General features: G+C 57.8%; 18 protein-coding genes and 1 tRNA gene. 8 read left to right on the plus strand and 11 right to left on the minus strand.

The window, feature by feature from the left end; translation table 11 throughout:
- Positions 1-522: 522 nt before the first annotated feature.
- Together V6B15_RS11025 and V6B15_RS11030 are read right to left on the minus strand one after the other, a co-directional pair.
- A complete protein-coding gene (locus V6B15_RS11025) occupies positions 523-4,008 on the minus strand; it encodes a P-loop NTPase fold protein (RefSeq protein WP_334201182.1) in 3,486 nt (1,161 codons plus the stop codon).
- Between the two features lie 96 nt (positions 4,009-4,104).
- Entirely contained in the window at positions 4,105-4,695 is a 591-nt protein-coding gene (locus tag V6B15_RS11030; protein WP_334201183.1) for a recombinase family protein, read from the minus strand.
- A gap of 308 nt (positions 4,696-5,003) precedes the next feature.
- Here V6B15_RS11030 and V6B15_RS11035 point away from each other — a divergent pair, with 308 nt between their 5' ends.
- Both V6B15_RS11035 and V6B15_RS11040 read left to right on the plus strand, forming a co-directional pair.
- Positions 5,004-5,654: a hypothetical protein gene (locus V6B15_RS11035; protein ID WP_334201184.1), complete on the plus strand. Its 651-nt coding sequence runs from the start codon at positions 5,004-5,006 to the stop codon at positions 5,652-5,654.
- 194 nt (positions 5,655-5,848) lie between these two features.
- The gene (locus V6B15_RS11040) at positions 5,849-6,514 is read left to right on the plus strand and encodes a DUF4145 domain-containing protein (RefSeq protein WP_334201185.1); all 666 of its coding nucleotides are present in this window, start codon (positions 5,849-5,851) and stop codon (positions 6,512-6,514) included.
- Positions 6,515-7,033: 519 nt separating this feature from the next.
- Here V6B15_RS11040 and V6B15_RS11045 read toward each other — a convergent pair.
- From V6B15_RS11045 to V6B15_RS11065, 5 genes are all read right to left on the minus strand, one after another.
- On the minus strand, positions 7,034-7,480 hold the full coding sequence (locus tag V6B15_RS11045; protein ID WP_334201186.1) for a MucR family transcriptional regulator: 447 nt from the start codon (positions 7,478-7,480) through the stop codon (positions 7,034-7,036).
- Between the two features lie 33 nt (positions 7,481-7,513).
- Entirely contained in the window at positions 7,514-8,569 is a 1,056-nt protein-coding gene (locus tag V6B15_RS11050; protein WP_334201187.1) for a hypothetical protein, read from the minus strand.
- Positions 8,570-9,176: 607 nt separating this feature from the next.
- Positions 9,177-9,365 (minus strand): helix-turn-helix transcriptional regulator, encoded by a 189-nt coding sequence (locus tag V6B15_RS11055; RefSeq protein WP_334201188.1) that lies wholly within the window; start codon positions 9,363-9,365, stop codon positions 9,177-9,179.
- A 182-nt stretch (positions 9,366-9,547) separates the two neighbouring features.
- Complete coding sequence (locus tag V6B15_RS11060; RefSeq protein WP_334201189.1) at positions 9,548-10,711, minus strand: tyrosine-type recombinase/integrase; 1,164 nt, start codon at positions 10,709-10,711, stop codon at positions 9,548-9,550.
- 137 nt (positions 10,712-10,848) lie between these two features.
- Positions 10,849-10,939 (minus strand) — tRNA-Ser (locus V6B15_RS11065).
- A gap of 309 nt (positions 10,940-11,248) precedes the next feature.
- Here V6B15_RS11065 and V6B15_RS11070 point away from each other — a divergent pair.
- Both V6B15_RS11070 and V6B15_RS11075 read left to right on the plus strand, forming a co-directional pair.
- The gene (locus V6B15_RS11070) at positions 11,249-12,271 is read left to right on the plus strand and encodes a peptidylprolyl isomerase (RefSeq protein WP_334201190.1); all 1,023 of its coding nucleotides are present in this window, start codon (positions 11,249-11,251) and stop codon (positions 12,269-12,271) included.
- A complete protein-coding gene (locus V6B15_RS11075) occupies positions 12,268-12,585 on the plus strand; it encodes a DUF1905 domain-containing protein (RefSeq protein ID WP_334201191.1) in 318 nt (105 codons plus the stop codon). The genes V6B15_RS11070 and V6B15_RS11075 overlap by 4 nt, the downstream gene beginning before the upstream one ends.
- Here the strand turns inward: V6B15_RS11075 and V6B15_RS11080 are convergent.
- Positions 12,582-12,947, minus strand: coding sequence for a VOC family protein (locus V6B15_RS11080; RefSeq protein WP_334201192.1), 366 nt, complete (start codon positions 12,945-12,947; stop codon positions 12,582-12,584). The genes V6B15_RS11075 and V6B15_RS11080 overlap by 4 nt on opposite strands.
- Positions 12,944-15,034 carry a RelA/SpoT family protein gene (locus tag V6B15_RS11085; protein WP_253523014.1) on the minus strand — a complete coding sequence of 697 codons (2,091 nt, stop codon included), beginning with the start codon at positions 15,032-15,034 and terminating at the stop codon, positions 12,944-12,946. Before V6B15_RS11085 ends, V6B15_RS11080 begins: the two co-directional genes overlap by 4 nt.
- 124 nt (positions 15,035-15,158) lie before the next feature.
- Between V6B15_RS11085 and fumC the strand changes: the two genes are divergently transcribed.
- On the plus strand, positions 15,159-16,544 hold the full coding sequence (gene fumC, locus V6B15_RS11090; RefSeq protein WP_334201193.1) for a class II fumarate hydratase: 1,386 nt from the start codon (positions 15,159-15,161) through the stop codon (positions 16,542-16,544).
- A 1-nt stretch (position 16,545) separates the two neighbouring features.
- Here fumC and V6B15_RS11095 read toward each other — a convergent pair whose 3' ends face one another.
- Positions 16,546-18,450 carry a M1 family metallopeptidase gene (locus V6B15_RS11095; RefSeq protein ID WP_334201194.1) on the minus strand — a complete coding sequence of 635 codons (1,905 nt, stop codon included), beginning with the start codon at positions 18,448-18,450 and terminating at the stop codon, positions 16,546-16,548.
- A 176-nt stretch (positions 18,451-18,626) separates the two neighbouring features.
- Here V6B15_RS11095 and V6B15_RS11100 point away from each other — a divergent pair, with 176 nt between their 5' ends.
- Positions 18,627-19,520, plus strand: coding sequence for a glycoside hydrolase family 16 protein (locus V6B15_RS11100; RefSeq protein ID WP_334201195.1), 894 nt, complete (start codon positions 18,627-18,629; stop codon positions 19,518-19,520).
- On the opposite strand, the gene hemF is transcribed toward V6B15_RS11100, so the two are convergent.
- Positions 19,521-20,393 (minus strand): oxygen-dependent coproporphyrinogen oxidase, encoded by an 873-nt coding sequence (hemF, locus tag V6B15_RS11105; protein ID WP_063535018.1) that lies wholly within the window; start codon positions 20,391-20,393, stop codon positions 19,521-19,523.
- A 45-nt stretch (positions 20,394-20,438) separates the two neighbouring features.
- Between hemF and pdeM the strand changes: the two genes are divergently transcribed.
- On the plus strand, positions 20,439-21,143 hold the full coding sequence (gene pdeM, locus V6B15_RS11110) for a ligase-associated DNA damage response endonuclease PdeM (RefSeq protein ID WP_334201196.1): 705 nt from the start codon (positions 20,439-20,441) through the stop codon (positions 21,141-21,143).
- Between the two features lie 155 nt (positions 21,144-21,298).
- A complete protein-coding gene (gene infC / locus V6B15_RS11115) occupies positions 21,299-21,817 on the plus strand; it encodes a translation initiation factor IF-3 (protein ID WP_082835772.1) in 519 nt (172 codons plus the stop codon).
- The last annotated feature ends 102 nt before the right edge of the window (positions 21,818-21,919 follow it).

Consider the following 21,919-nt stretch of genomic DNA (forward strand, 5'->3'; position numbering starts at 1 on the left):
GGCCTTTGCAGCAGATCAGAAAGGTCCTCGAGTGCCGAGGCCAACACCGGCTTTTCGCGATTGGGAGGTCTTGCAGCGTCATGTAGTGCTCAAACCGTCTGGTACGGCGGTTTGGCGCTGTTCGGCCGGCGAAGAAAAGGTCGCGCGGGCCGTCTTGTCCGTCAACGCTGCCCACGCAAAAGCAAATGGCGGAGCAGGAGGGAGCAAGACTCGGCTCCATAAGTCACTTCGGTTTCGTGATATTTTCCAGATATCCTATTTCCGTTCCCTCATCCGCTCCCACACCGCTGAGGCTGTAGCGCTTGATCCGATGCGGCTAGAATCCTCTCTGCCCGGCCAATTCATTTTTAGCGCCCTTTTTCAACGACTTAAAGCTAAGGTGTCGAGCCTATTTATACACCACTTTATACATCGATCACACCCGATAGGATGTCCGGGCGACGGCTAGCGAAGCGGTTACCTCTACGGACGGTCTTCTCACATCGCACCTCGGTTCGGTCGGTTGGCGATCTAGGCCGCTATTTAATCCTCCTTCTTATCTACTTTTGGGTCACCTGCCTCATCGCTCACAGCACTTTTGACCTTTTCCGATGAGTTGAAAATTCTGAGCGCTTTCCTAAGCCTCATTGCGGATTCGTGGCTTACGTCTGATGGGTCGTCTTCTCTTCCTTGCAGCACCTCTTCAACTTGCTCGATCAGAGTTTGATCAGCAGCCTTGAGAACTTGGGCGAAGGAATCGCCAGTATCCAAAATAATTTGGTCACAGTTTGAAGAGGATTCCGTGAGAAGCGGGAGCAGGAATCGACTTATTGCCTTGTCCGCATCTTTATCAAAAGGAAACTCAGAAAATAGGAATTCAAGGTGATTTACCCAATCGCTAACTTTATCGGTAGGATCATTGTTCCTTTCAAAAATTTCAGCTCCAAGGCCACGACGATGACTTTCAGGAAGTGCCTTGAGAAGTTGCGTGTATTTTACGCTCTTGGACAGAATTGACGATTTACCGCTAATCACATTCAAAATGTGTCCCCTGATAGGCTTGTAGAACTTTCCAACTGCCAACTTCAGGGGGGAGGTCTCGTTTCTGGCCGATAGCTGACGGACTAGCTTTCCTCCTTCGGCAAGAGCTTCGGTCCAATCTTTCGCTTCAACTGCCTTCAATTCCCTATCGAGATGGGATGCCGCCAACTTCCAGCCATCACCATCTTGACTAAGTGCATAAGAGATTAAGGAGGGACTCCAGCTTGGTAAGCCAATTTGCGTCCAATATTCTGGGGTATTGTGGCCACCTAGTTTGGCTGTCAGGGTCGGAAATTCATCAGCAAATTCCTCTCGCAAAGTCTCGAAGTTCTTGGCGATCACAACAAAGGCAGGCAACGCAAGATCGCTGTCCTTCAAGCATTTCGCAACTATTGGCTTCAAATAATCCGCTAAGTTTGCATTAGCAGAATAGATTTCGATGAGTTGCTCCACTCGTTTAGCTTTAACGATCTTCGCCGCGATAACATTAGCCAACTTCAGGTCGCTTAAGGCGGAATTCTTCAGGCCCTGCATCCATCGCATTGCAGCTTGCACATTTCCGAAATGAGCAACGCCTTGCGGTGATGGCACCGCAGGAAAATTGAGGTTGAACTCCAAGATTCCAATAGCGAGGATAGACGCCAGAATCTCCCTCGAGCTATCGTCGTCCCTTTCATGAAGTAGGTGAGCGTAATAATATCCTGAACCGGAAACGAATAGCTCCTCGATTTTTTCTCGTTTCTTACTATCTCTGTGAGGAAGGCTCTCATAGGCCAACCAGAGATTATCGAAGCTCCAATTTATTTGGTCCGAATCTATTTCAAGCGTTTTTTCTTTTTGGTAATCAACGACTGAACTTAGAACGACGCGCTTCTGCTGGTCTTCTAGTAGGAACCTCAGTTCCGGCCACGCATAGCCGAACTCCTCTCCATCCTGAGCGAATTCAGCTAAGGCGCTGGCAACGGCTACTTTGTCGGATGCAACTGTGAAGTCCTCAATGTGGAATTTGGTTTGATCACAGTCGTATGCTGCTCCGACTAATTTCTCAGGAAGGTTTGGGGTTTTTATCACCTTCGCGATCTGTCGCGCAAAGACGACGTCATGAACTTCTGAAATCGCAGCAAGCATAGCTCCGACAATCTTTATCCAATTCCGGCCGTCGGTGAATGGCTTAGATTTTTCATCATTTTCCAAACTTGCTTCAACCCAGACCATCAAATGGCGACTTAAGGGAAGAGTCTGCTCTTTGGACGCCAACCTGAGAACTCCCCAAATTTGAGGATTGTCAATTATCGCTTTTGGTGTGGCAGGCTCCAACCTGTTTGCGTGGCCTATCAACTGCCGTCGTAGATGGGCGACGGCAGGAGCCCTCTCATCCAAAACCGCTGTGTTGCTGGCTACGCGTCCGAATGTTCCAAGGGGATCAGCAAGCCAATCATCAAGGCCATTCCGCACAATGTCCGGCAATAGTTCAAAAAATCCATTTTGATCTGCGCCACGCTGAATGTCCTTTAGCTTACCCGGCTCTGTCATACCCAATGCCTCGACGATCAAATCTCGCGACAATACCTGAAGAGCGATACTGGGATCGACGTTGTATGCTAGTGCGGCCAAATCTCGCAAGATGCCTGCGACGTCCGCGAAGTCTTTCATTCGCGAGTCTATTGCTTCCGGATTCCGTAGAACTTCTGGGTTCTCAAATAGCTTTTCGTGATGAGCTACAAAGATCGCAATGGTCTGGATGGGGATTGAGTTATTCCACTGCACCCAATAGCTGGTACAGTCGTTGATGAACGCTATCACCTGCCTCGGCGTCGCAGGTCGCTTACTCGCCCGGACATGCAATTCGAAAATACGATATACTGAGGTAGCAATCTGAGAGGAGAAATGATGATTGGTCGCTTCAGAAAATCGATCACAGAAGAATTCTGAAGCTTCGGTCAAAATTGCAGGGGCTACGTAAAAGATAGCGTCAAAGGACTTTCGAAAAAGATCATCGGATATGAGCGTCTCGGAACCATCGCTAAGATGGCTACGCACTTTCGCCCTCGCATACGGCACAATACTCACAACCGAAGAATATTGCTGCCGCTCATAATTCTCGCAATTTATAGCTGCACGAACTTCCGCCCACGTCTCAGCCACGTGAGCTTGGGGCAGGCGATCTATGTTATCAAAAACGACGACTAGTGTGTTGCGATCATCCTGCAAGAGACCGACGATTGACCGAAAAAGGCGCGCAAACTCGTATTGTGTCGGGTCTTCATCTCGGACCTCTTGTTCCGTATGCGTTTGATCGGACTCTTTGTTAAATAGTGAAAACGACCTGGATAAACCCTCGGTCATGCGTTGCGACAGGTCACCTTGTCGGGGCATCTTCATCAATGCATGGACTACGAAGAGACCTGTGAACAAAATCAGAGCGAACTGCGCTAAGGTCGAGCCTGATATAGTAGTCAGTCCGAAAACCTTTAGACCACCATCCTCAAACGCAGATGGTGTTAGCCATGCATAAATCACGGGCGTTAGGTAAAGTAGAAAGATAACTGCCATACCGAATAAACTAATTTTACGGTAGTGACTTGAAACAACTTTAGATTTCCTACTTCTAACGTCACCTAACTTGTTTAGAAGAGATTGTTTCTTAGAGGGAAATCGATCAATAGCCCAAGTTATGAAGCTTTCGAGAAACGCTCGCTTAAAGTGTCCCGTTTGGTTAGCCCACAAATCGAACGTGAAAATATGGTATTTGAAACCGTCTTGGTTCCCCTGAAGATGTTTATTGGCAATCTCCACAATTGTCGACTTACCCGACCCCCAAGCACCTTCCAATCCGATTGATCGGTTTTCACCTCGAAATGAATTTATTGCTGCACTCAAAGAGCGTGCTGTTCTTTCGTGCCCACCGCCTGAAAACTTGTCGGTTGTGGACGGCTCACCCTTCAGGAGTGTCCGCTGAACTTCTTTATATTGAGTGTTTTCCCCCATCGTGCCCCCGCAAATCCTGTTATCTTGGTATCTGTATATAGGTTGCGGCGATTTCGCCAGTTCGTTGACCGGTCGGAACCGTGGTAAGATCGGAAGTCAATCTTTCGCTGATTGCTTGGCACAATATCGCTTTACAGTCGCAGCCGACAATCGAAACTCCTGCGCTGTCTCTGCTATGCTTGCAACATTGTTCTTGCGCCATTGGGCCACGGCAGAAGCATCAGCGGCGAATGGACGCCCTAGGCTAGCTTTGCCTTTATGGGTTCTTCCATTTGCAGCCAGTGAAGCTCTTGCGGCTGCTCTACCAGCTTCACAACGCTCTTTGATGCGCTGCCGCTCCATATCGGCAATCTGGGCAAGCACAGCTACTACAAGCTCGCCAACCCCTTTCGCGATTGGCCCAAGGCCTTGAACATCGATTATGATGCCCTTGCCGATAAGGCCTCTAACAACGCTTTGAACATCAAGAGCGTCTCTGCCCAATCGGTCTATTGCGGTTACGCATACCGTGTCGCCTTCACGCACATAGGAAAGAAGCTCTGAGAAGCCTGGCCTATCTACAGCCCTTATCGAACCTGAGACGCCCTCGTCTTTGAACTCTTTGTCGAAGTTGCCGCCAAGCGCCTTGCGCTGGCCTTCAATCGACTGACCTTCGGTAGAAACCCTGAAATATGCAATGCGGCTCATATTCAATTCCGACTCGCTCATAAGTTATGTGTTACTTTATGCGCTAGGCTCAGAATAGAGTCCAGTATCTTTTGAGCTACTAAGGGGTATTACTTTTTGGATGGCTCAATGCTTACAAGATGTGAGCCGCGTGCGTCCCTTGGTGGTGGGGTTGACGATAGGAGCAGTCCGTGGTCTCAACCATTCACAAACCCACCAAACCCAACCTGAGAATTCCTCCTGTCTTGCGCGAAACCAGCCTGAGACATCTTCTGTGTGGCTTTCTGTCAGAGATGCCTTAGAAGCCCTATGAAAGCAGGGGGTTATGGATGACGGATATCCCAACGGAAGACGACGCTAACACGCTTCAGCGTAGGCTAGTTAAGGCCTTCGGTTGGTTCCTGATTGTCAGCGTCATTACCATCGCCAGTGGGGGTGCCTATGAGTATTTGAATAGGCATGAAAGATACATTGCGCCTGACGAATTCAAGAGGAACCTTTCCAGCTTCGAAGGGGCGACGATAGGCGCGACTAAGCAGGTCGTCGCTTATGAAAGCGGCTTCCCCTCGATGGTCGTTGACGCTCCGGGCGAATGGCATGATGCAAAGCTTTCAACTATCGATCCATATGCCTACGATTATTGGCAATATAATCACGCTGGTTTGACCTTTAACCCTGCGACCAATAGGCTCGAAGAGATCATTTGCTTTGCAGACGTTGCTTATAGATGCGGGCAAATTCTCGGAGTTGGCACCTCAGACAGCGAAGATGATGTCCGCGGTCTTCTGGGCGAACCAGCCAGAGAAAAGCTAACGCCGGGAAGTCGCAAAAACGGCGAAATCTTCAATCCTCAAAAGACACTTATCTACCCCCAGCTGGGGCTTGAATTGATCTTGGAGGAAAGCCGCGTGATAGGGATCAGGAAAGTCGAGCCTATGGACCCGCCCAATTATGTCCAGTGGCTCTTTGGCTGGTTCTGAGATTCCTCTCCGACCACCAGAGAACCCAGCTCCCGCCGCAAGTAGTTTTCCCCGACTTGTGTGCAACTAACCTACACTACCGCACTCGCCTTCGGTATCTCTTCGGCATGTCAGTAGATCATTCCCTATTCCAAGACTGCTATCCTGAGTTGCCCGCGTGGACCTGCCCTACTTGCGGCAAAGGCCACCTGCTGATGGATGGCGAAACGTTCAACGTCGTTGAAACCGGCCCGAGTAAGAAAGCCCGCGACCACGAAGCTTGGGACCCAGAGTGGATGGAAGAGAGATTTAGCGGCGTTCTCGAATGTAACTTCGACAAATGCAATGAGAGGGTAGCTATCATCGGGGATGTCCTGACCGAGGAAATCTATTCAGAAGGTGGGTCTTATCGGAGTATTTATTACCCGACCGCATTCAATCCCGCTCCGCTCCCGATCCATATCCCAGATGAGACACCCGGAGATGTCAATCAGGCGTTGCGTCTTGCCGCTGGTCTATTTTGGCAAAGTCGTGAGGCCGCAGGAAACCAAATCCGAACCGCTGTCGAATACCTCATGGACGATCGGAGGGTTAAGAAATGGAAGAACTCCAAGGCCGCGAAAAATTCCAAGAATCGGCTGACGCTTCATGGACGCATTGAGTTGTTCAAAGAGAAGGACCCAGTGACCGCTGACTACCTTCTTGCGATCAAATGGCTTGGCAATAGCGGCAGTCATTCGTCCGGCCTAACGCGCACGGACGTTCTCGAGGCTTTCGAAATGATGGATGTCGTCCTCAACAAGCTATACAATACACGGCTCGAGGTGATCGCGAAGAAGGTCAAAGAGGTGAATAGGAGAAAGGGGCCAACCGGAAAGTGAGCCCCTGCATTCGACGACATTGCAAACGTTTACGGTTGTGCTGCTAGGGTCGCATGCGCGCCAGGCTTTCGTTCTGCTTTGTAAACACAATCCTCAAAAGACATCCAAAGTGTGAAGACCGAAGAGTTTGGTAGCTGCTGACACTCATCAAACCTATCAGCCTAGTCTTACGCTTAAAGTTATGGAGAGAGAGCGCCTTTGTGAACTAATTTGAGCTTCAACCATTAAACTTACCAAAACATACCTTAACTTACGTGAAGACCACGTGGTTTGTGAGGATAAGATATCTAAATACCATTTCCCTAAATGGGATGGTATGCACATTCAATAAAACCTCTAAGACTTCGGTTCGAGATGAAACGACCACGTCGATTACTTAAGACATTTAGGTTGCATTACGTCAGTAGCATTCTAATGGGGCTTGCGTGCGCTTTCTTCTTGAGCGCCACCCATGTAGCCAGGGACTGTGAAATTGCATTCCTGAGCCATTCTACGGGCCTACAGGCCATATCTCTGGCGTCACCTACTATCGGCGCTCGATCCGCTACTCTTTGAGGTGGCTTTCCGACCACGCTTTTGCCCCGGCTGTTTTCCGAGTCCAATTTCCTTGGCAAGGTCACTGCGCCGTGAGGCATACTCACGTGCAATCATAGGGTAGTCCGATGGCAGGTTGTAGGCTTCCCGATAGTCTTGCGGCTGCATATCATGTTGAACCCTCAGGTGGCGCTTAAGGGTTTTCAGCTTCTTGCCGCAAACAAGACAAACAATGTGATCCTTCTTGATGCTCGCCCGAATCGACACTGCAGGTTCCGGCCGACCATAATCCGCCTCTTGCTGACCCAGCGAAGATAGCGCGTCATGAACGCTGGTGACCAGCCGTCCCACTTCGTCGGCGTCGACCTGATTGTTCGCAACGTAGGCTGCGGTAATGTCTGTCGTCAGGGTAACTAGCGTCGTATTTTCCATGCTCGTTCTTTCTATGCGGCGACCACCGTTCGATTATTTAACGGTTAGCGTAGGCTCCACTCCTACATGTTTCTTGAACATGGTCCGGAGAACCGAAGTCGCAACTTCCTTCTTGGAATACGGCACAATAATGGAATCATGAACTGGTAGTGCTGGGATACCGTGCTCCATGGAAAGGTGATGAACGGTATCAACCACTGCGCAACTCTCGATAAATTGGAGATCACCCCACCGTATCGGGCAGCTTTCCCAATCCTTTAACAATGGCAAAAGCTTAAGCGCCTCCTCACGCACATTCTTGATTGGGTAATCATTGCCAAGCTTCCCACCGGTGCGCTCGTGGTAATCCGCTATCATGTCAGCCGACCAGGCCCGATGAAAACGGTTATGGCCAAGAGTCATAACCACCCACCCCTTCAAGATACGCCTTGGGATCGACGGGTGCTGGTATGGATCGTGTGAAGTGGGATCGAGCGGCTTTCCCAAGAGTGCGTGCAGGATTGTCAGGTGACTAGCCTGTATGTCGATTTCGATGACAGGCTGCCTGTTAAGTTTCATGGATGCGCGATCAGCCGACTTCCTTTGCTGGTAGCTATCCCCGATGGAATACAGGCGCCCACCCTTGTTCCAATCAAAGCCGGGAGCATCCCCTTCATTGAAAATACGGTGGAAAGCATAGTGGTCGCCTGCAGGTTCGATCTGAATGCTCGCAAAGAAGGCGTTCAGAGCGTTCACCTGCTCTGCAAGCGCAGCAGCTTGAGGCTTACCGTAACCGATCGGGATGTTTCGCCCCTGCTGCTTCTTCCACCCAACATACCTTGACGCGCCCCTCAGCAGCAAGGGATGCGCGACACGGGCAGGCCGGGCAATAGGTCGGAAATGGGCGTCCAACTTTTTAAGTGTGATGTCATAGTCCGAAGCTAGGCTAATCAGCGTGGCCTCAGCCCTGAATCGAGTTGCCACTCCAATCTCGTTGCCTCCACCAGTGCCGATTACAACTGACACAAGCCCTGCCGATTGTGCGCCTTCTACCAGCCGCTTGAAGACACGATATCCAATGCGCTCCCCTGTGAAGCTCGATGCCATCATAGGGCGGTAGAGATACTTCGCGGGGCTTTGAGCATGGCAAGCGAGCAAATCACCTATGAATGCTCCTACAGCCTCTGTGTGTAGGCTAGAGGGCTTGGCACGTTTGCTTTCACCTAGAGCCCAAGTCGCGCTTGAAACCTTGCGCACAAGCGTCTTGGCCTCATCTGAGTATGGTTCCGAGCGCATGCTCAAATAGGACGCGTTCTCCCGTTCTGTTTCCACCGACAATTCCCAAAGTGTTTCTAGTATAGCCCTTCCCCCTCCTTCCCCCTTCCTCCCTTTTTAAATGGAAAGAAGGGGTTAGGAGGTGACTACGACCAGCTCTTACAAGAGAGGCGAAGGGATATATCCGGAAAGCAATCTATAATGACCTCTTTGATACAGGCGCTGGGACCAAATGCTTTCTGAATGGCATACAATCCCGACACAATATCCGTGCATTCTTCGGGAGAAAGTTCTTTGGACCGTATAAAGTGATTGACCAATTTCCGGCGCTTCACCTGCTTTTTGAATCCCCTAGAATGGGTGAGGTAGTTATCAACTTGCTTCCGCAACGCAGTATGCGCGTGACCAGCAAGCTTTACTCTCAGCATAGCGGGATTCATGATCATTCCCCCCCTTCGCACTGGCGATGCGCAAGAAACCAAGCATCGACTTCCTCTGCTACCCAGCGCAAAACGCCACTGCCTTCGATCACTATCGGTTTGGGGAAGTCCGCGTAGCGTTGGCGATAGCGCCAGATTGTCGGTTTGCTGAGGCTCACGCGCTTGGACAGTTCAGTATTGGAGATGATCATCGACAAGACTCCTCGTTGGTGGAGGAGCGCACGTAAGAAGCGGCCGGCCCGTTACAATTTAAATATGTAACGTCTACTTGTCGTTTATTATCTAGATATTTCTAAGCGTTAAAGTAACTAAATTCTTTCGACTTTTCATAGCCTTAACGAGGAGCAGCGATCCAACCACGTGGCAAGCGGTGCTAAATTTTTGTTTGCGAAACGGAGGTGCAGAAAATGGCCCAGTTCGCCATAAGGCCCTCCCGTTGTCTCAGGAACTTTGTGCGCCGATAAGCTGCCTCTACTCTGTTGGTCACGGTATGGGCTAAGGCTGCTTCCGCCCAGTCGTTTGAGTAGCCCTCTTCCGCTGCCCAATCGCGAAAAGAACTCCGAAAGCCATGGACGGTGAAACCCTGACCGCCATTCGACTTTAAGACCTTGCCTAGCGTCATGTCGGATAGTGACCGTCGACGTAGGCCAGGAAACACCAGATCATCCGGCCTCAACAGCGAATGCTCTTTGGCTTCCTGTAAGATGGATAGCGTAGCCTCCGTGAGTGGCACTTGGTGCTCTTGATCCATCTTCATGCGATCGGCTGGTATCGTCCAGAGCTTTTGCTCCTCGTCTATTTCGCCCCACACAGCACCCCTAACCTCACCTGACCTAGCAGCAGTCAGTATGAGGAATTGGAGAGCCAGCCGTCCTAGCGTCGCGCCTCCTTGATCCAACCTAGCCATGAATGCCGGAACATCTTTGTAAGGCATTGCAGCAAAGCTCTTCACCTTCGGCTGCTTGATCCCCCTAAGCAGCGTGTTGACCGCTCGCATTGGGGCCTCAGTCTGCCGCCACCCTTTCGCTTTGGAATAATCCAGCACACTTCCGATGCGCTGCCTGACCCTACGGGCCGTTTCCGCTTTGGATTGCCAGATAGGCAGCAGGACCTGCGCGATATCGTCAGCATCGATCCTATCGACGCTAAGCTTGCCTAGGGCAGGAAAAGCATAGGCCTCCAACGTGTTGATCCATTGCTGGCCATGTTTGGTGTTTTTCCAACTGCCTTTACGCTCCTCATAAAAGGTGCGCGCTGCATCTTCGAATGTCGTTTGAGAGGCCTTCTGGCGCTTTGCCTCGGCAGAGGGGTTATGGCCCTCCTTTGCCAGCTTTCGCCATTCCTGAGCCTTTTCGCGGGCTTCGGCTAAGGAAACCTCTTGCAACGCACCAAGGCCGAAATCTCGCCTTCTGCCATCAACTTGAATCCTCAACACCCAGCTTTTTGATCCAGCCGGACTGACAAGGAGGTAGAGGCCGTTGCCGTCTGCATGACGACCAGGCTTCGCGTTCTTAGTTTGTAGAGCAGTTAGCTTCACCGCTTACTCCCACACCCATTCCCACATCATGTGTGCAATTGAATGAAATCGAAAGCAAGCCACAGGGGGCCAAATGCCTGTTTTAAGGGATGAATTTAGCAAATTGAAATGAGGTGAAATCGACCGAAAAAGGCGAATGGCGGAGCAGGAGGGATTCGAACCCTCGATACGGGGTTACCGTATACACACTTTCCAGGCGTGCGCCTTCGACCACTCGGCCACTGCTCCGCGTTCCCGTCCGGCCCACCGCGTTTCGCGTTCATCGAGGCCGCGATCCGGAGACCCGACCCCAGCGCTCAAACCGTGAAGCGATTGGGCTGACAAGAAGGCGCGCGTCTAGCGGCGCTGCGGGGGAATCGCAAGCCGCTGCGGAACCGGGATGGTCGGGCAGGCGTTTTTCGTGGTACAAGCCGGTTCAACGACGGTGCTGCGCGGATCAGGCATCCCCTGCGAACACCGTCTCGAAGCCCCCTCCCGTCCCTTCAATGTGCGAGAGGGGGCTTTTGTTTTATGCGGGCGGGTGGCACTCCTCCGCCCATGACGAAACCGCTTATTTCGCTCGCCGCGCTGCTTGCGCTCGCCGTCCCCGCACAGGCGCAGGACGAAGCCCCGCCGCCCTCGCCGGGCGAGATCGTTGCACAGGCTCCCGCCGGGGAATGGGTGGCGATTGCGTCCGAAGACCTGCTCGTGATGACGCTAGCACCGGCAGCGGACGGCAGCACGCGCAGGGTGGTGATCCAGTTGATGCCCGCGCCTTTCTCGCAAGGCTGGGTCGAAAACATGCGCACGCTTGCGCGCGCCGGGTGGTACGACGGCATCACCGTCAACCGGGTGCAGGACAATTACGTCGTCCAGTGGGGCGATCCCAATTACGACAATCCCGAGGCGGAGGGCGAGGCAAAGCCGCTCCCGGAAGGTCTCCGGACCATGTCAGTAGGCGACTATGTCGACTCGGCCCGTGCGGCAGAATCCGATGAAGACGCGATCGTGCTTTGGCATCCGAAACCGGCTCTCAGCGACAGTTATGCTGACAACGCAAGCTTTGACGAGGGGTGGCCCATCGGTATCGAGATTGCCGAAAAGGGCAAAGTTCTGCGACGCTGGCCCGTCCACTGCTACGGCATGGTCGGCGTTGGACGCGGCTATTCGCCGGACACCGGATCGGGCGCAGAGCTCTACACCGTGATCGGCCATGCGCCGCGCCACCTCGACCGCAACATCGCGCTTGTCGGGCGGATCGTGGAGGGGATGGAGCATCTGTCCTCGCTGCCGCGTGGTTCGGGCGCGCTGGGCTTTTACACTGCCGAGGAAGCGGACAAACGCACGCCGATCCTCTCCGTGCGCGTCGCCAGCGATTTGCCCGAGGGCGACCCGGCTTCAAGCAGCGAAGCGGTAGGCCAACAAGCACGCCCCGCCTTCGAATATCTTTCGACCGAGAGCGAGGCCTTCGCGCGCTATGCCGATGCGCGCGCCAATCGCCGCGATCCGTTCTTCATCCATCCCGCAGGCGGCGCGGACATCTGCAACATCCCCGTCCCCGTGCGCCGGGTAGCCGATTGAGCGAGAGCGTATCCGTTACCGCGCCGCTGTGGCGGTGGACCGCGAAGAACGGCGTCAGCTGGTTCTTCGTGACCATCGACGGCGATCAAGGCGAGGAGCTGTCGGCGACCGAAGCGATGCGGCGGCTCGAGCTGGGCGGCCAGCGCGGTTTCCGTTCGCTCAAGGTCGACGCAAGGATTGGCGCAACCGTATGGCAGACATCGTGTTTCCCGCGCGACGAGGGCGGCTGGCTGCTGCCGGTCAAGGCAGCGGTGCGCAAGGCGACAGGGATTGCCGAGGGTGACCCGGTCGCGGTGACGCTGCGCCCGCTCTAGACCCGCTGCATCAATTCGATGCGATTGCCGAAGGGATCGGCGATATCGCCGCGTACATAGCCTTCGAGCGGCTTGCCCGGCTTGAAGCGGATACCCGCTTCGCCCAGCCGCGCGACCAGCGCGGCGAGGTCGCCGACGATCAGCGCGGGGTGCGCGCGGCGCGCGGGCAGGAAGGCATCCTCCACCCCGCAATGGATCGCCACCTCGCCGCTTTCGAACCAGCAGCCACCATTGACCGCGAGCTGCGCGGGCTTGGCGACCTCTTCCAGCCCCATCAGATCGATCCAGAAGCGCCGCGCATGCGGTTCCCCGCCATGCGGCATGGCCAGCTGGACATGGTCGATGCCCAGCACGCCGGTCATACGCGTTCGGCCTGCGCGATCGAATCGCTGGCCCGCAGCGCGCTGAGGATGCGGGTAAGATGCGGCACGTCCTGCACTTCGAGGTCGATTTCGTAAGTGGTGAAGGGATGGTCGAGCTGGGTCTGCTCGAGGCTGGTCACATTGACGTGGTTCTGCGCGAATATCCCTGCCATTTCCGCCAGCGTTCCGGGCCGGTCGTACAGCGTGACGCGCAGCCGCCCGACCGCGCCGCGCGAGCGCTTGCCCCACGACAGGTCGAGCCAGTCGCTGTCGATCCCGCTGGCAAGGTGGTTGCAGTCGATCGTATGGACCTCGACGCCTTCGCCGGGTTTGCGCAGGCCCACGATCCGGTCACCCGGAACCGGGTGGCAGCATTCGGCGAGCTGGAAGCCGACCCCCGGGGTCAGCCCGCGGATCGACAGCGCCTTGCCGCTCTTGGCCCAGTCGGGCTCGTTTTCGAGCTCGGCAGTGCAGCCGGGGACCAGCGCTTCCATGACCGCGCGATCCTCGATCTTGGCCGCACCGATGGCGTAAAAGAGGTCCTCTTCCTCTTCCATCTCCAGCCGTTTCAAGGCTTCGCGCAGCGCCTTCTTGCCGACCTTCGCGGGCACACGCAGCGCGATTTCGTCGAACAGTTTCTGCCCGATCTCCGCCACTTCGGCGCGTTCCTTGAGCCGGACGGCGCGGCGGATCGAAGCGCGCGCCTTGCCGGTCACGACGAAGCCCAGCCAGCTCAATTGCGGATCGGCATTGTCGCTCTTGATGATCTCGACCACGTCGCCATTGTTGAGCTGCGTCCGCAGCGGCATGTGCCGCCCGTTAATCTTCGCGCCCACCGTCTGCGCACCCAGATCGGTGTGCACGGCGAAGGCGAAATCGACTGGGGTCGCACCCTTGGGTAGCTGGAACAGCGCGCCCTTGGGCGTGAAGGCAAAGATCCGATCCTGGTAGATCGCCAGGCGCGTGTGTTCGAGCAGTTCTTCGGGATCGTGGCTCGCGTCGACGATCTCGATCAAATCGCGCAGCCAGCCGACCTGCCCGTCAGGCCGTTCATCCTGCTTGTAGGCCCAATGCGCGGCAAAGCCGAATTCGTTCACGCGGTGCATCTCGCGGGTGCGGATCTGCACTTCGACACGCATCGACTTGCCGTAGATCAGCGAGGTGTGGAGCGACCGGTAGCCGTTGTTCTTCGGCGTCGAGATGTAGTCCTTGAACTTGCCCGGCAGGAACTGCCAGGTCGTGTGCAGCACCCCCAGAGCGCGGTAGCAGTCGGCCACGTCCTCGCAGATGATGCGAAAGGCCATGATGTCGGTGACCTGTTCGAACGAGACATGGCGCTCGGCCATCTTGCGCCAGATCGAATAGGGGTGCTTTTCGCGCCCCGAAACCTCGCTGGTGATCCCCGCCTCGAGCAGCGCATGCTTCATGTCGAGCGCGATGGCATCGACCTGGCCGCCGTCCTCGCTGTGGATCTGATTGAGCCGCTGCGTGATCGTCTCGTAAGCCTCGGGCTCGATCTGCTCGAAGGCGAGCATCTGCATCTCGCGCATATATTCATACAGCCCGATGCGCTCGGCCAGCGGGGCGTAGATATCCATCGTTTCGCGCGCGATGCGCTGGCGCTTCTCGGGCTTCTTGATGAAATGCAGCGTGCGCATGTTGTGCAGCCGGTCGCCCAGCTTGACCAGCAGCACGCGGATATCCTCGCTCATCGCCAGCAGGAACTTGCGCAGGTTTTCCGCCGCGCGCTCGTTCTCGGGCATCTGCTCGATCTTCGACAGCTTGGTCACCCCGTCGACCAGCCGCGCGACATCCTTGCCGAAGTGCTTCTCGATATCGTCGATCGTCGCCAGCGTGTCTTCGACCGTATCGTGGAGTAGCGCGGTGGCGATGGTTTCCTGATCGAGCTTGAGATCGGTCATCAGCCCGGCGACTTCGACCGGATGGCTGAAATAGGGATCGCCGCTGGCGCGGGTCTGCGTGCCGTGCTTTTGCACGGTATAGACATAGGCGCGGTTGAGCATCGCCTCGTCGGCGTCGGGATCGTATTCCTTGACCCGCTCAACGAGTTCGTACTGGCGCAGCATGTCTTCGAGATAGGTGCGCTTCACCCGCCTGAACAGATGGAATCTTCACGCAGGGCCGCTGCGGGTGGCATGCGCCGTGCAGCGATCCTACCTGTGCATCACATCATTCGGAGAGAGACAGGCCATGACCCAGACGCGCACCGAAACCGATTCCATCGGCCCCATCGAAGTCCCTGCCGACGCCTATTGGGGCGCACAGACGCAGCGCAGCCTGACCAATTTCCCCTTCCCCGCGCACCAGCGCATGCCGATCCAGATCGTCCACGCGCAGGCGGCGGTCAAGCAGGCCGCGGCGCGGATCAACCGCCAGCATGGACTGGAGGCACCGCTCGCCGAGGCGATCGAGAGTGCCGCCAGCGCGATCCGGGCAGGCGAATATGACGACCAGTTCCCGCTGACCATCTTCCAGACCGGCAGCGGTACGCAGACCAATATGAACGTCAATGAAGTGATCGCCGGGATTGCCAATGAAGCGCTGGCGGGCACGCGCGGCGGCAAGGAGCCGGTCCATCCCAACGACCATGTGAACCGCTCGCAAAGCTCGAACGACAGCTTCCCCACCGCGCTGCATGTCGCCGCCGCGCTGGCATCGCGCGATGCGCTGCTGCCCGCGCTCGACCGGCTGGTGGCAGCGCTCGATGCCAAGGCGCGGGCCTTTGCCGATATCGTCAAGATCGGCCGCACGCATACGCAGGACGCCACCCCGCTGACGCTGGGGCAGGAATTTTCCGGCTATGTCGCGCAGCTGACAAGCTGCCGGGTGCGGATCGAAAGCGCATTGGAGAATGACATCCGCAAGCTCGCGATCGGCGGCACCGCGGTCGGCACCGGGCTCAATGCGCCCGATGGCTGGGCCGCGGATATGGCTCGCGCGATCAGCGACATCACCGACTTCGCCTTCGAGCCTGCGCCCAACACCTTCGAACAGCTCGCTGCGAAGGACGGGCTGGTGTCCTTCTCGGGCGCGCTCAACACGCTCGCAGTGGCGCTCAACAAGATCGCCAACGATATCCGCTTCCTCGCATCGGGTCCGCGCTCGGGCCTTGGCGAACTGTCGCTACCCGCGAACGAACCGGGCAGCTCGATCATGCCGGGCAAGGTCAACCCGACCCAGTGCGAGATGCTGACGATGGTCGCGGGCCAGGTGATCGGCAATCACCAGGCAGTGACGGTGGGCGGAATGCAGGGCCATTTCGAGCTCAACGTGTTCATGCCGCTGATCGGGTCGAACGTGATCCGCTCGGTCGAATTGCTCGCAATCGGGATGGAAGGTTTTGCCGCCCGCTGCGTCGAGGGGATCGAGGCGAACACTGAACAGATCGCCGCGCTGGTCGAACGGTCCTTGATGCTGGTGACGGCATTGGCGCCCGAGATCGGCTACGACAATGCCGCCAAGATTGCCAAGCATGCACACCAGACCGGCCAGACGCTCAAGCAGGCGGGCCTCGAGCTGGGGCTGGTGGACGAGCCGACCTTCGACCGCCTCGTCCGCCCCGCCGATATGGTGTGACCTAGCCCTCGGTCCCGAGAATGCGGTCGACCCCGCCGCGCGTTACCGCGTGGTAGCTATCGCGGGTCTCGGCATAGATGCGCTGCGCGATCGGCCGGCCCCATTCGTCCTGGTCCCACAGCACCTGGAACAGCGGGCGCACGAATTTCGCGCGGCCGACCTCGGCGAGGAATTCCTCCGCCTGCGGCACCGCGGGTTCGTAGCGGTTGGCGAGCGCCAGTTCGAGCCACAGGAACAGCTCCTCGTTATTGCCCGTGCCCGACAGGCCCAGCGCGCCCTCGAGCGCGGCGAGTTGCCCGGCAGTACGCTGCTTGGGGATATTGTCGAGGAAACGCTGGCGCTCGGCGCTGCTCCACTGCGCATAGCCCGCCGGGATCGTGCCCTCGGCGGCATAGGCCGACACCGCGGCATCGACCGCAGCGAATGCCGCCGGGTCGGGCTTGGCCACATTCGCGGGCAGGCCCGGCTCGAAGATCCATTCGCGGAGTTGCAGCCGGTCGGCCTCGGCCTCGCCCCGCACCAGGTTTTCCATCATATCCGCGAGGAACAGCTCGCTGGTGGCGGGCTGGAAGGCATGGTTGTCGAACCACTGGCGCAGCCAGGCGTCGAAACGCTCGCGGCCGACCACGCTTTCGACCGTGCGCAGGAAGAACGCGCCCTTGTCATAGGCAATCGCGCTGCCGAGCTGGTAGCCACCATCGGTGCTCAGGGCGGTGCCGGGGGCATCCTCGCCGACCTCGGCCAGCGTTTCCTGGATATTGGCGAACATCAGCGCGGCTTCCTGCTCGGCGCGCTGCTTGCCATAGACCGCCTCGACGATGCGGTTCTCGAAATAGGTGGTCACGCCCTCGTTGAGCCAGCTGTCACCCCACACCGCATTGGTGACGAGATTGCCCGACCAGCTATGTGCCAGTTCGTGCGCGACGAGCCCGTTGTTCGATCGGTCGCCCGCGATGAAGGTCGGGGTGAGGAAGGTCATGACGGGGTTTTCCATCCCGCCATAAGGGAAGGCTGGTGGCAGCACGATCATGTCGTAGCGGCCCCAGCGGTATTCGCCGTAGAGTTCCTCGGCCGCGACGACCATTTCCTCGGTGTCGTTCACTTCGCGCCATGCCCGGTCGAGCGTGGCGGGTTCAGCCCAGACGCCGGTGCGCGGACCGATCGCGCGGAAATCGATATCGCCCGCCGCGATCGCGATGAGATAGGGCGGCACCGGCTTGTCCATTACGAAGGTGAAGGCACGGCGGCCGTTGCCGAGATCCTCAGGCTCACCCTGGCGCACGCCGCTCATCACCACATCGAGCGGCTCGGGTGCGGTGATGCGCGCTTCCCATGTCTGGCGGATGCCGGGGCTGTCCTGCGTCGGGATCCAGCTGCGGTTGAGGATCGCCTGCCCCTGGCTGAAGAGGAAGGGATGCTCCCCGCCCTTGGTCTGTTCGGGGCTGAGCCATTGCAGCGCGTTGGCGTCGGCGGGCGCGCGATAGGCGATGCGCAGCGTCTCCGCGCCGTCGAGGCGGATCGTCAGCGGCGCGCCCTTGCCGCCTTCGGCCACCGTTTCGCCTACCGCATGAGACAGCGCGCGGCCCTGCCCGTCGGTGACCTGCGCGATCTCGAGCCCGTTGGTGTCGAGCACGATTTCCTCGGCCCCCGGCGCGGCCAGCACGCTCAGTTCGGCCGTCCCGCCGACACGCTTGGCGTCGAAATCGAGGTCGAGATCGAGCGCGACATGCGTCACCCGCGCGATCTGCGGCAGCGCATGGGTCAGCGTATCGACCGCTTCGGGCGAGGTCAGGATCGGCGCGACCATCGCTGCGGAAGGCGCGGTCGATCCGACCGGTTCGCCCGGCACACCCGCGCAGGCGGTCATGGCAAGCAGGATGGCGAGGCTGAAGACATGGCTGCGCATTGGGTTCTCTCTTGCATGATGGGCGCACCGGAACGGCGACAGATCGGAAATTCGCCGCGCTATATCAACGATCCCGCCAAACCTTTCCAGCCCGCAGAGCGAATACCTATCCACGGACTTCCGAAACGCGCTCCAATGCGCAATGGTAACGTTATCAACGATTCGGAGAGGATCCTATGAACCGCTTTTCGATGCTTGGCCTTGGCTGCGCCCTTGCGCTGGGCTGCGCTGTCCCGGCACAGGCCACCGACACCGGGGAGGCACTCGCGCAGGCCATGACGCCCGAGCGCGAGCTGCTGTTCGCCGACGAATTCGATACCGGCACGCTCGACCGCGACAAATGGATCGTGATCGGGACCGACTTCTGGGTGAACAACGAGCAGCAGGCCTATATCGACGACCCTTCGACCATCGCCTTTCGCGATGGTGTAGCGGGTGCCGATGGCGGCGTGCTGGTGCTGCGGCCCTTGTTCACGCCGGGCACTGATCCCAACAAGGACCGTGACGCGCCCTTCGTATCGGGCCGGCTCGAAAGCCAGGGCAAGTTCGACTTCACCCATGGCCGCGCCGAAGCGCGCATCAAACTGCCGGACAATGTCGGCGTCTGGCCCGCCTTCTGGCTGCTCGGCAACGGCCAATGGCCCGACACGGGCGAAATCGACATCATGGAATATGTCGGCGAGAAGGACTGGATCGGGGTCGCACTGCACGGCCCGGGCTATTCGGGCGAGACCCCGATCGTGAACAAGTTCTTCTTCCCCGAAGGGCTCGATGTGACGGGCTGGCACACCTATTCGGTCGAATGGACCGACCGCCAGGTCGATTTCATGGTCGACGGGCATGTGCTGTATCGGGCCACTAGGCCGATGGTCGAACATTACGGCGATTGGCGGTTCGACAATGCCAAATATCTGATCCTCAACTTCGCCATGGGCGGTGCGTATCCGGTCAAGACCAATGGCATCCAGGAGCCCTATGTCGGCATCCCGCAGGAAACCGTCGACGCGGTCGAGCGGGGCGAGGTCGAGATGCTGGTCGACTGGGTCCGGGTCTACGCGCCGGAGGAGTGATCAGCTCCAGACCGCCTCGGGCGGCAGGCTCATCAGGATCGCGTCGATATTGCCGCCGGTCTTGAGGCCGAACAGCGTGCCGCGGTCGTAGACGAGGTTGAACTCGGCATAGCGCCCGCGCCATTCGAGCTGGGTCTGCTTGTCCTGCGCCGTGAACGCGCTGTCCATCCGGCGGCGCACCAGCCGCGGGAAGATGTCGAGGAAAGCCTCGCCCACGTCCTTGGTGAAAGCGAGATTGCGGTCGAACGCGGCGCCTTCGTCGACAGCGGGATCCTCGCATTCGAGGTGGTCATAGAAGATCCCGCCCACGCCGCGGTGCACGCCGCGATGGGGGATGTAGAAATAGTCGTCGGCCCATTTCTTGAAGCGTTCGTAATAGGTCGGGTTGTGTGCCGCGCAGGCCGCGCGGAAACAGGCGTGGAATTCGTCCGTGTCCTCGGCATAGGGGATCGGCGGATTGAGATCGGCCCCGCCGCCAAACCACGCCTTGCCGGTGGTCAGGAACCGCGTGTTCATATGCACAGCGGGCACATGCGGATTGGCCATATGCGCAACCAGGCTGATGCCGGTGGCAGTAAAGCCCGGGCTGTCCGCGCTGGCGCCATTGATCGTGGCGGCGAATTCCTTCGCGAAATTGCCGCGCACGGTCGAGACGTTGACGCCGACCTTTTCGAACACCTTGCCCTTCATCAAGCCGCGCGTCCCGCCGCCGGGATCGGCATTGCCTTCCTCTTCGCGGTTCCAGCTGTCGTACTGGAAGCCGGCATCGCTGCCCGCTTCGCGCTCGATGGCTTCGAATTCGGCGCAGATGCGGTCGCGCAGGCTTTCGAACCAGGTGCGGGCGGTCTCGGTCTGCTGGGTCCAGTCGGTCATGGCAAAAGCCTTGCCATCCCCACTTCGCTACGGCAATAGCGAGCCATGGTTCCCCTTTCGTTCGCAGGCGAGGAATGGCTCCTCACCGAAGGCCGCGCGCTGTACTGGCCGCGCGAACGCGCGCTGCTGGTGGCCGACCTGCATCTGGAAAAAGGCAGTTTCTTCGCACGCCACGGGCAGCTGATCCCGCCCTATGACAGCCGCGAAACGCTGGAACGCGTGGCGCTGGCGATCCGCGAAACGGGCGCGCGGCGGGTCATAACGCTGGGCGACAATTTCCACGATTCGGCCGGATCGACCCGGCTCGAAGAGCACGCTGCAGGGATGCTCCACGCGCTGACCCGCACGGTCGACTGGGTCTGGATCACCGGCAATCACGATCCTGAAATGGAGGCCCGCTGCGGCGGCACGCTGGCGGAAGAACTCGAGCTCGGCGGGCTGATCCTGCGCCACCGCGCGAAGGCCGGCGAAATCCGCCCGGAACTGTCGGGCCACTACCACCCCCGCCTCCAGCTCAAGGTGCGCCAGCGCCATATCCGCCGCCCCTGCGCGGTGGTCAGCGCGAACGATGGCCCCGGCGGCAAGCCGGGCGGACGCATGATCCTGCCCGCCTTCGGCGCCTTTACCGGGGGGATGGATGCCGCCGATCCGGCGATCCTGAATGCGCTCCAGCCAGCGCAGCGGATCGATGCGGTGGTCCCGGCAAAGGGCCAGCTGGCGCGCTTCAACCTGTGGAACCGCGCTGCCTGAGGGCAACAACAGCGCGCAAATATGCGCCCCATTCGCATAACACACTTCCGAATCCCCGGAACAATGCCTACATGCTGGCTTTCCAATTACCGCAACCAGTTCCGAATACGGCCACCAAAGGAGAGTGCCCCATAGCCCGTCCACCCCGGCGCAGCATGCAAATGCCCGTGAAAAGCGGCCCGCGCTACGATAACATGATCAATGTGCCGAAAGTCCGCGTGATCGACCACGAAGGCGAAAACATCGGCGTTATGTTCACCCGCGAAGCGGTCGAGCAGGCCAATGAACTTGGTCTCAACCTCGTCGAAGTGTCCCCCAATGCGGACCCGCCGGTGTGCAAGTTCCTCGATGTCGGCAAGCACCGCTACGAGGCGCAGAAAAAAGCCAACCTCGCCCGCAAGACGCAGAAGACCCAGGAAATCAAAGAGGTCAAGATGCGCCCGAACATCGACACCCACGATTACGAGGTGAAGATGCGCAATGTCGTCAAGTTCCTCGAGAACGGCGACAAGGTGAAGTGCACGCTGCGGTTCCGCGGCCGCGAAATGGCGCACCAGCAGCTCGGCATGGATCTCCTCAACCGCGTCCGCGACGATGTCGAGGAAATCGCCAAGGTCGAAGCCTTCCCGCGCCTCGAAGGGCGTCAGATGATCATGGTGCTCGCGCCCAAGTAAGGCGCACGCCACACTGCATTGCGAAAGGGCGGCGCTTCGGGGCCGCCCTTTTCGTATCGGGCATCCATGCGCCTGGCGCGTTGCCCCGCCCGCGCGCCGCTG

This window comes from Qipengyuania sp. Mu-71 (genome assembly GCF_036867055.1).
Taxonomy (GTDB): Bacteria; Pseudomonadota; Alphaproteobacteria; order Sphingomonadales; family Sphingomonadaceae; genus Qipengyuania; species Qipengyuania profunda.

What these genes read in the sequence shown, in the direction of transcription:
- V6B15_RS11025 (WP_334201182.1), bottom strand. Translation starts at nt 4,008, where the DNA reads ATGGGGGAAAACACTCAATATAAAGAAGTTCAGCGGACACTCCTGAAG.
- V6B15_RS11030 (WP_334201183.1), bottom strand. Translation starts at nt 4,695, where the DNA reads ATGAGCCGCATTGCATATTTCAGGGTTTCTACCGAAGGTCAGTCGATT.
- V6B15_RS11035 (WP_334201184.1), top strand. Translation starts at nt 5,004, where the DNA reads ATGACGGATATCCCAACGGAAGACGACGCTAACACGCTTCAGCGTAGG.
- V6B15_RS11040 (WP_334201185.1), top strand. Translation starts at nt 5,849, where the DNA reads ATGGATGGCGAAACGTTCAACGTCGTTGAAACCGGCCCGAGTAAGAAA.
- V6B15_RS11045 (WP_334201186.1), bottom strand. Translation starts at nt 7,480, where the DNA reads ATGGAAAATACGACGCTAGTTACCCTGACGACAGACATTACCGCAGCC.
- V6B15_RS11050 (WP_334201187.1), bottom strand. Translation starts at nt 8,569, where the DNA reads ATGATGGCATCGAGCTTCACAGGGGAGCGCATTGGATATCGTGTCTTC.
- V6B15_RS11055 (WP_334201188.1), bottom strand. Translation starts at nt 9,365, where the DNA reads ATGATCATCTCCAATACTGAACTGTCCAAGCGCGTGAGCCTCAGCAAA.
- V6B15_RS11070 (WP_334201190.1), top strand. Translation starts at nt 11,249, where the DNA reads ATGACGAAACCGCTTATTTCGCTCGCCGCGCTGCTTGCGCTCGCCGTC.
- V6B15_RS11080 (WP_334201192.1), bottom strand. Translation starts at nt 12,947, where the DNA reads ATGACCGGCGTGCTGGGCATCGACCATGTCCAGCTGGCCATGCCGCAT.
- V6B15_RS11085 (WP_253523014.1), bottom strand. Translation starts at nt 15,034, where the DNA reads ATGCTGCGCCAGTACGAACTCGTTGAGCGGGTCAAGGAATACGATCCC.
- fumC (WP_334201193.1), top strand. Translation starts at nt 15,159, where the DNA reads ATGACCCAGACGCGCACCGAAACCGATTCCATCGGCCCCATCGAAGTC.
- V6B15_RS11095 (WP_334201194.1), bottom strand. Translation starts at nt 18,450, where the DNA reads ATGCGCAGCCATGTCTTCAGCCTCGCCATCCTGCTTGCCATGACCGCC.
- V6B15_RS11100 (WP_334201195.1), top strand. Translation starts at nt 18,627, where the DNA reads ATGAACCGCTTTTCGATGCTTGGCCTTGGCTGCGCCCTTGCGCTGGGC.
- hemF (WP_063535018.1), bottom strand. Translation starts at nt 20,393, where the DNA reads ATGACCGACTGGACCCAGCAGACCGAGACCGCCCGCACCTGGTTCGAA.
- pdeM (WP_334201196.1), top strand. Translation starts at nt 20,439, where the DNA reads ATGGTTCCCCTTTCGTTCGCAGGCGAGGAATGGCTCCTCACCGAAGGC.
- infC (WP_082835772.1), top strand. Translation starts at nt 21,299, where the DNA reads ATGCAAATGCCCGTGAAAAGCGGCCCGCGCTACGATAACATGATCAAT.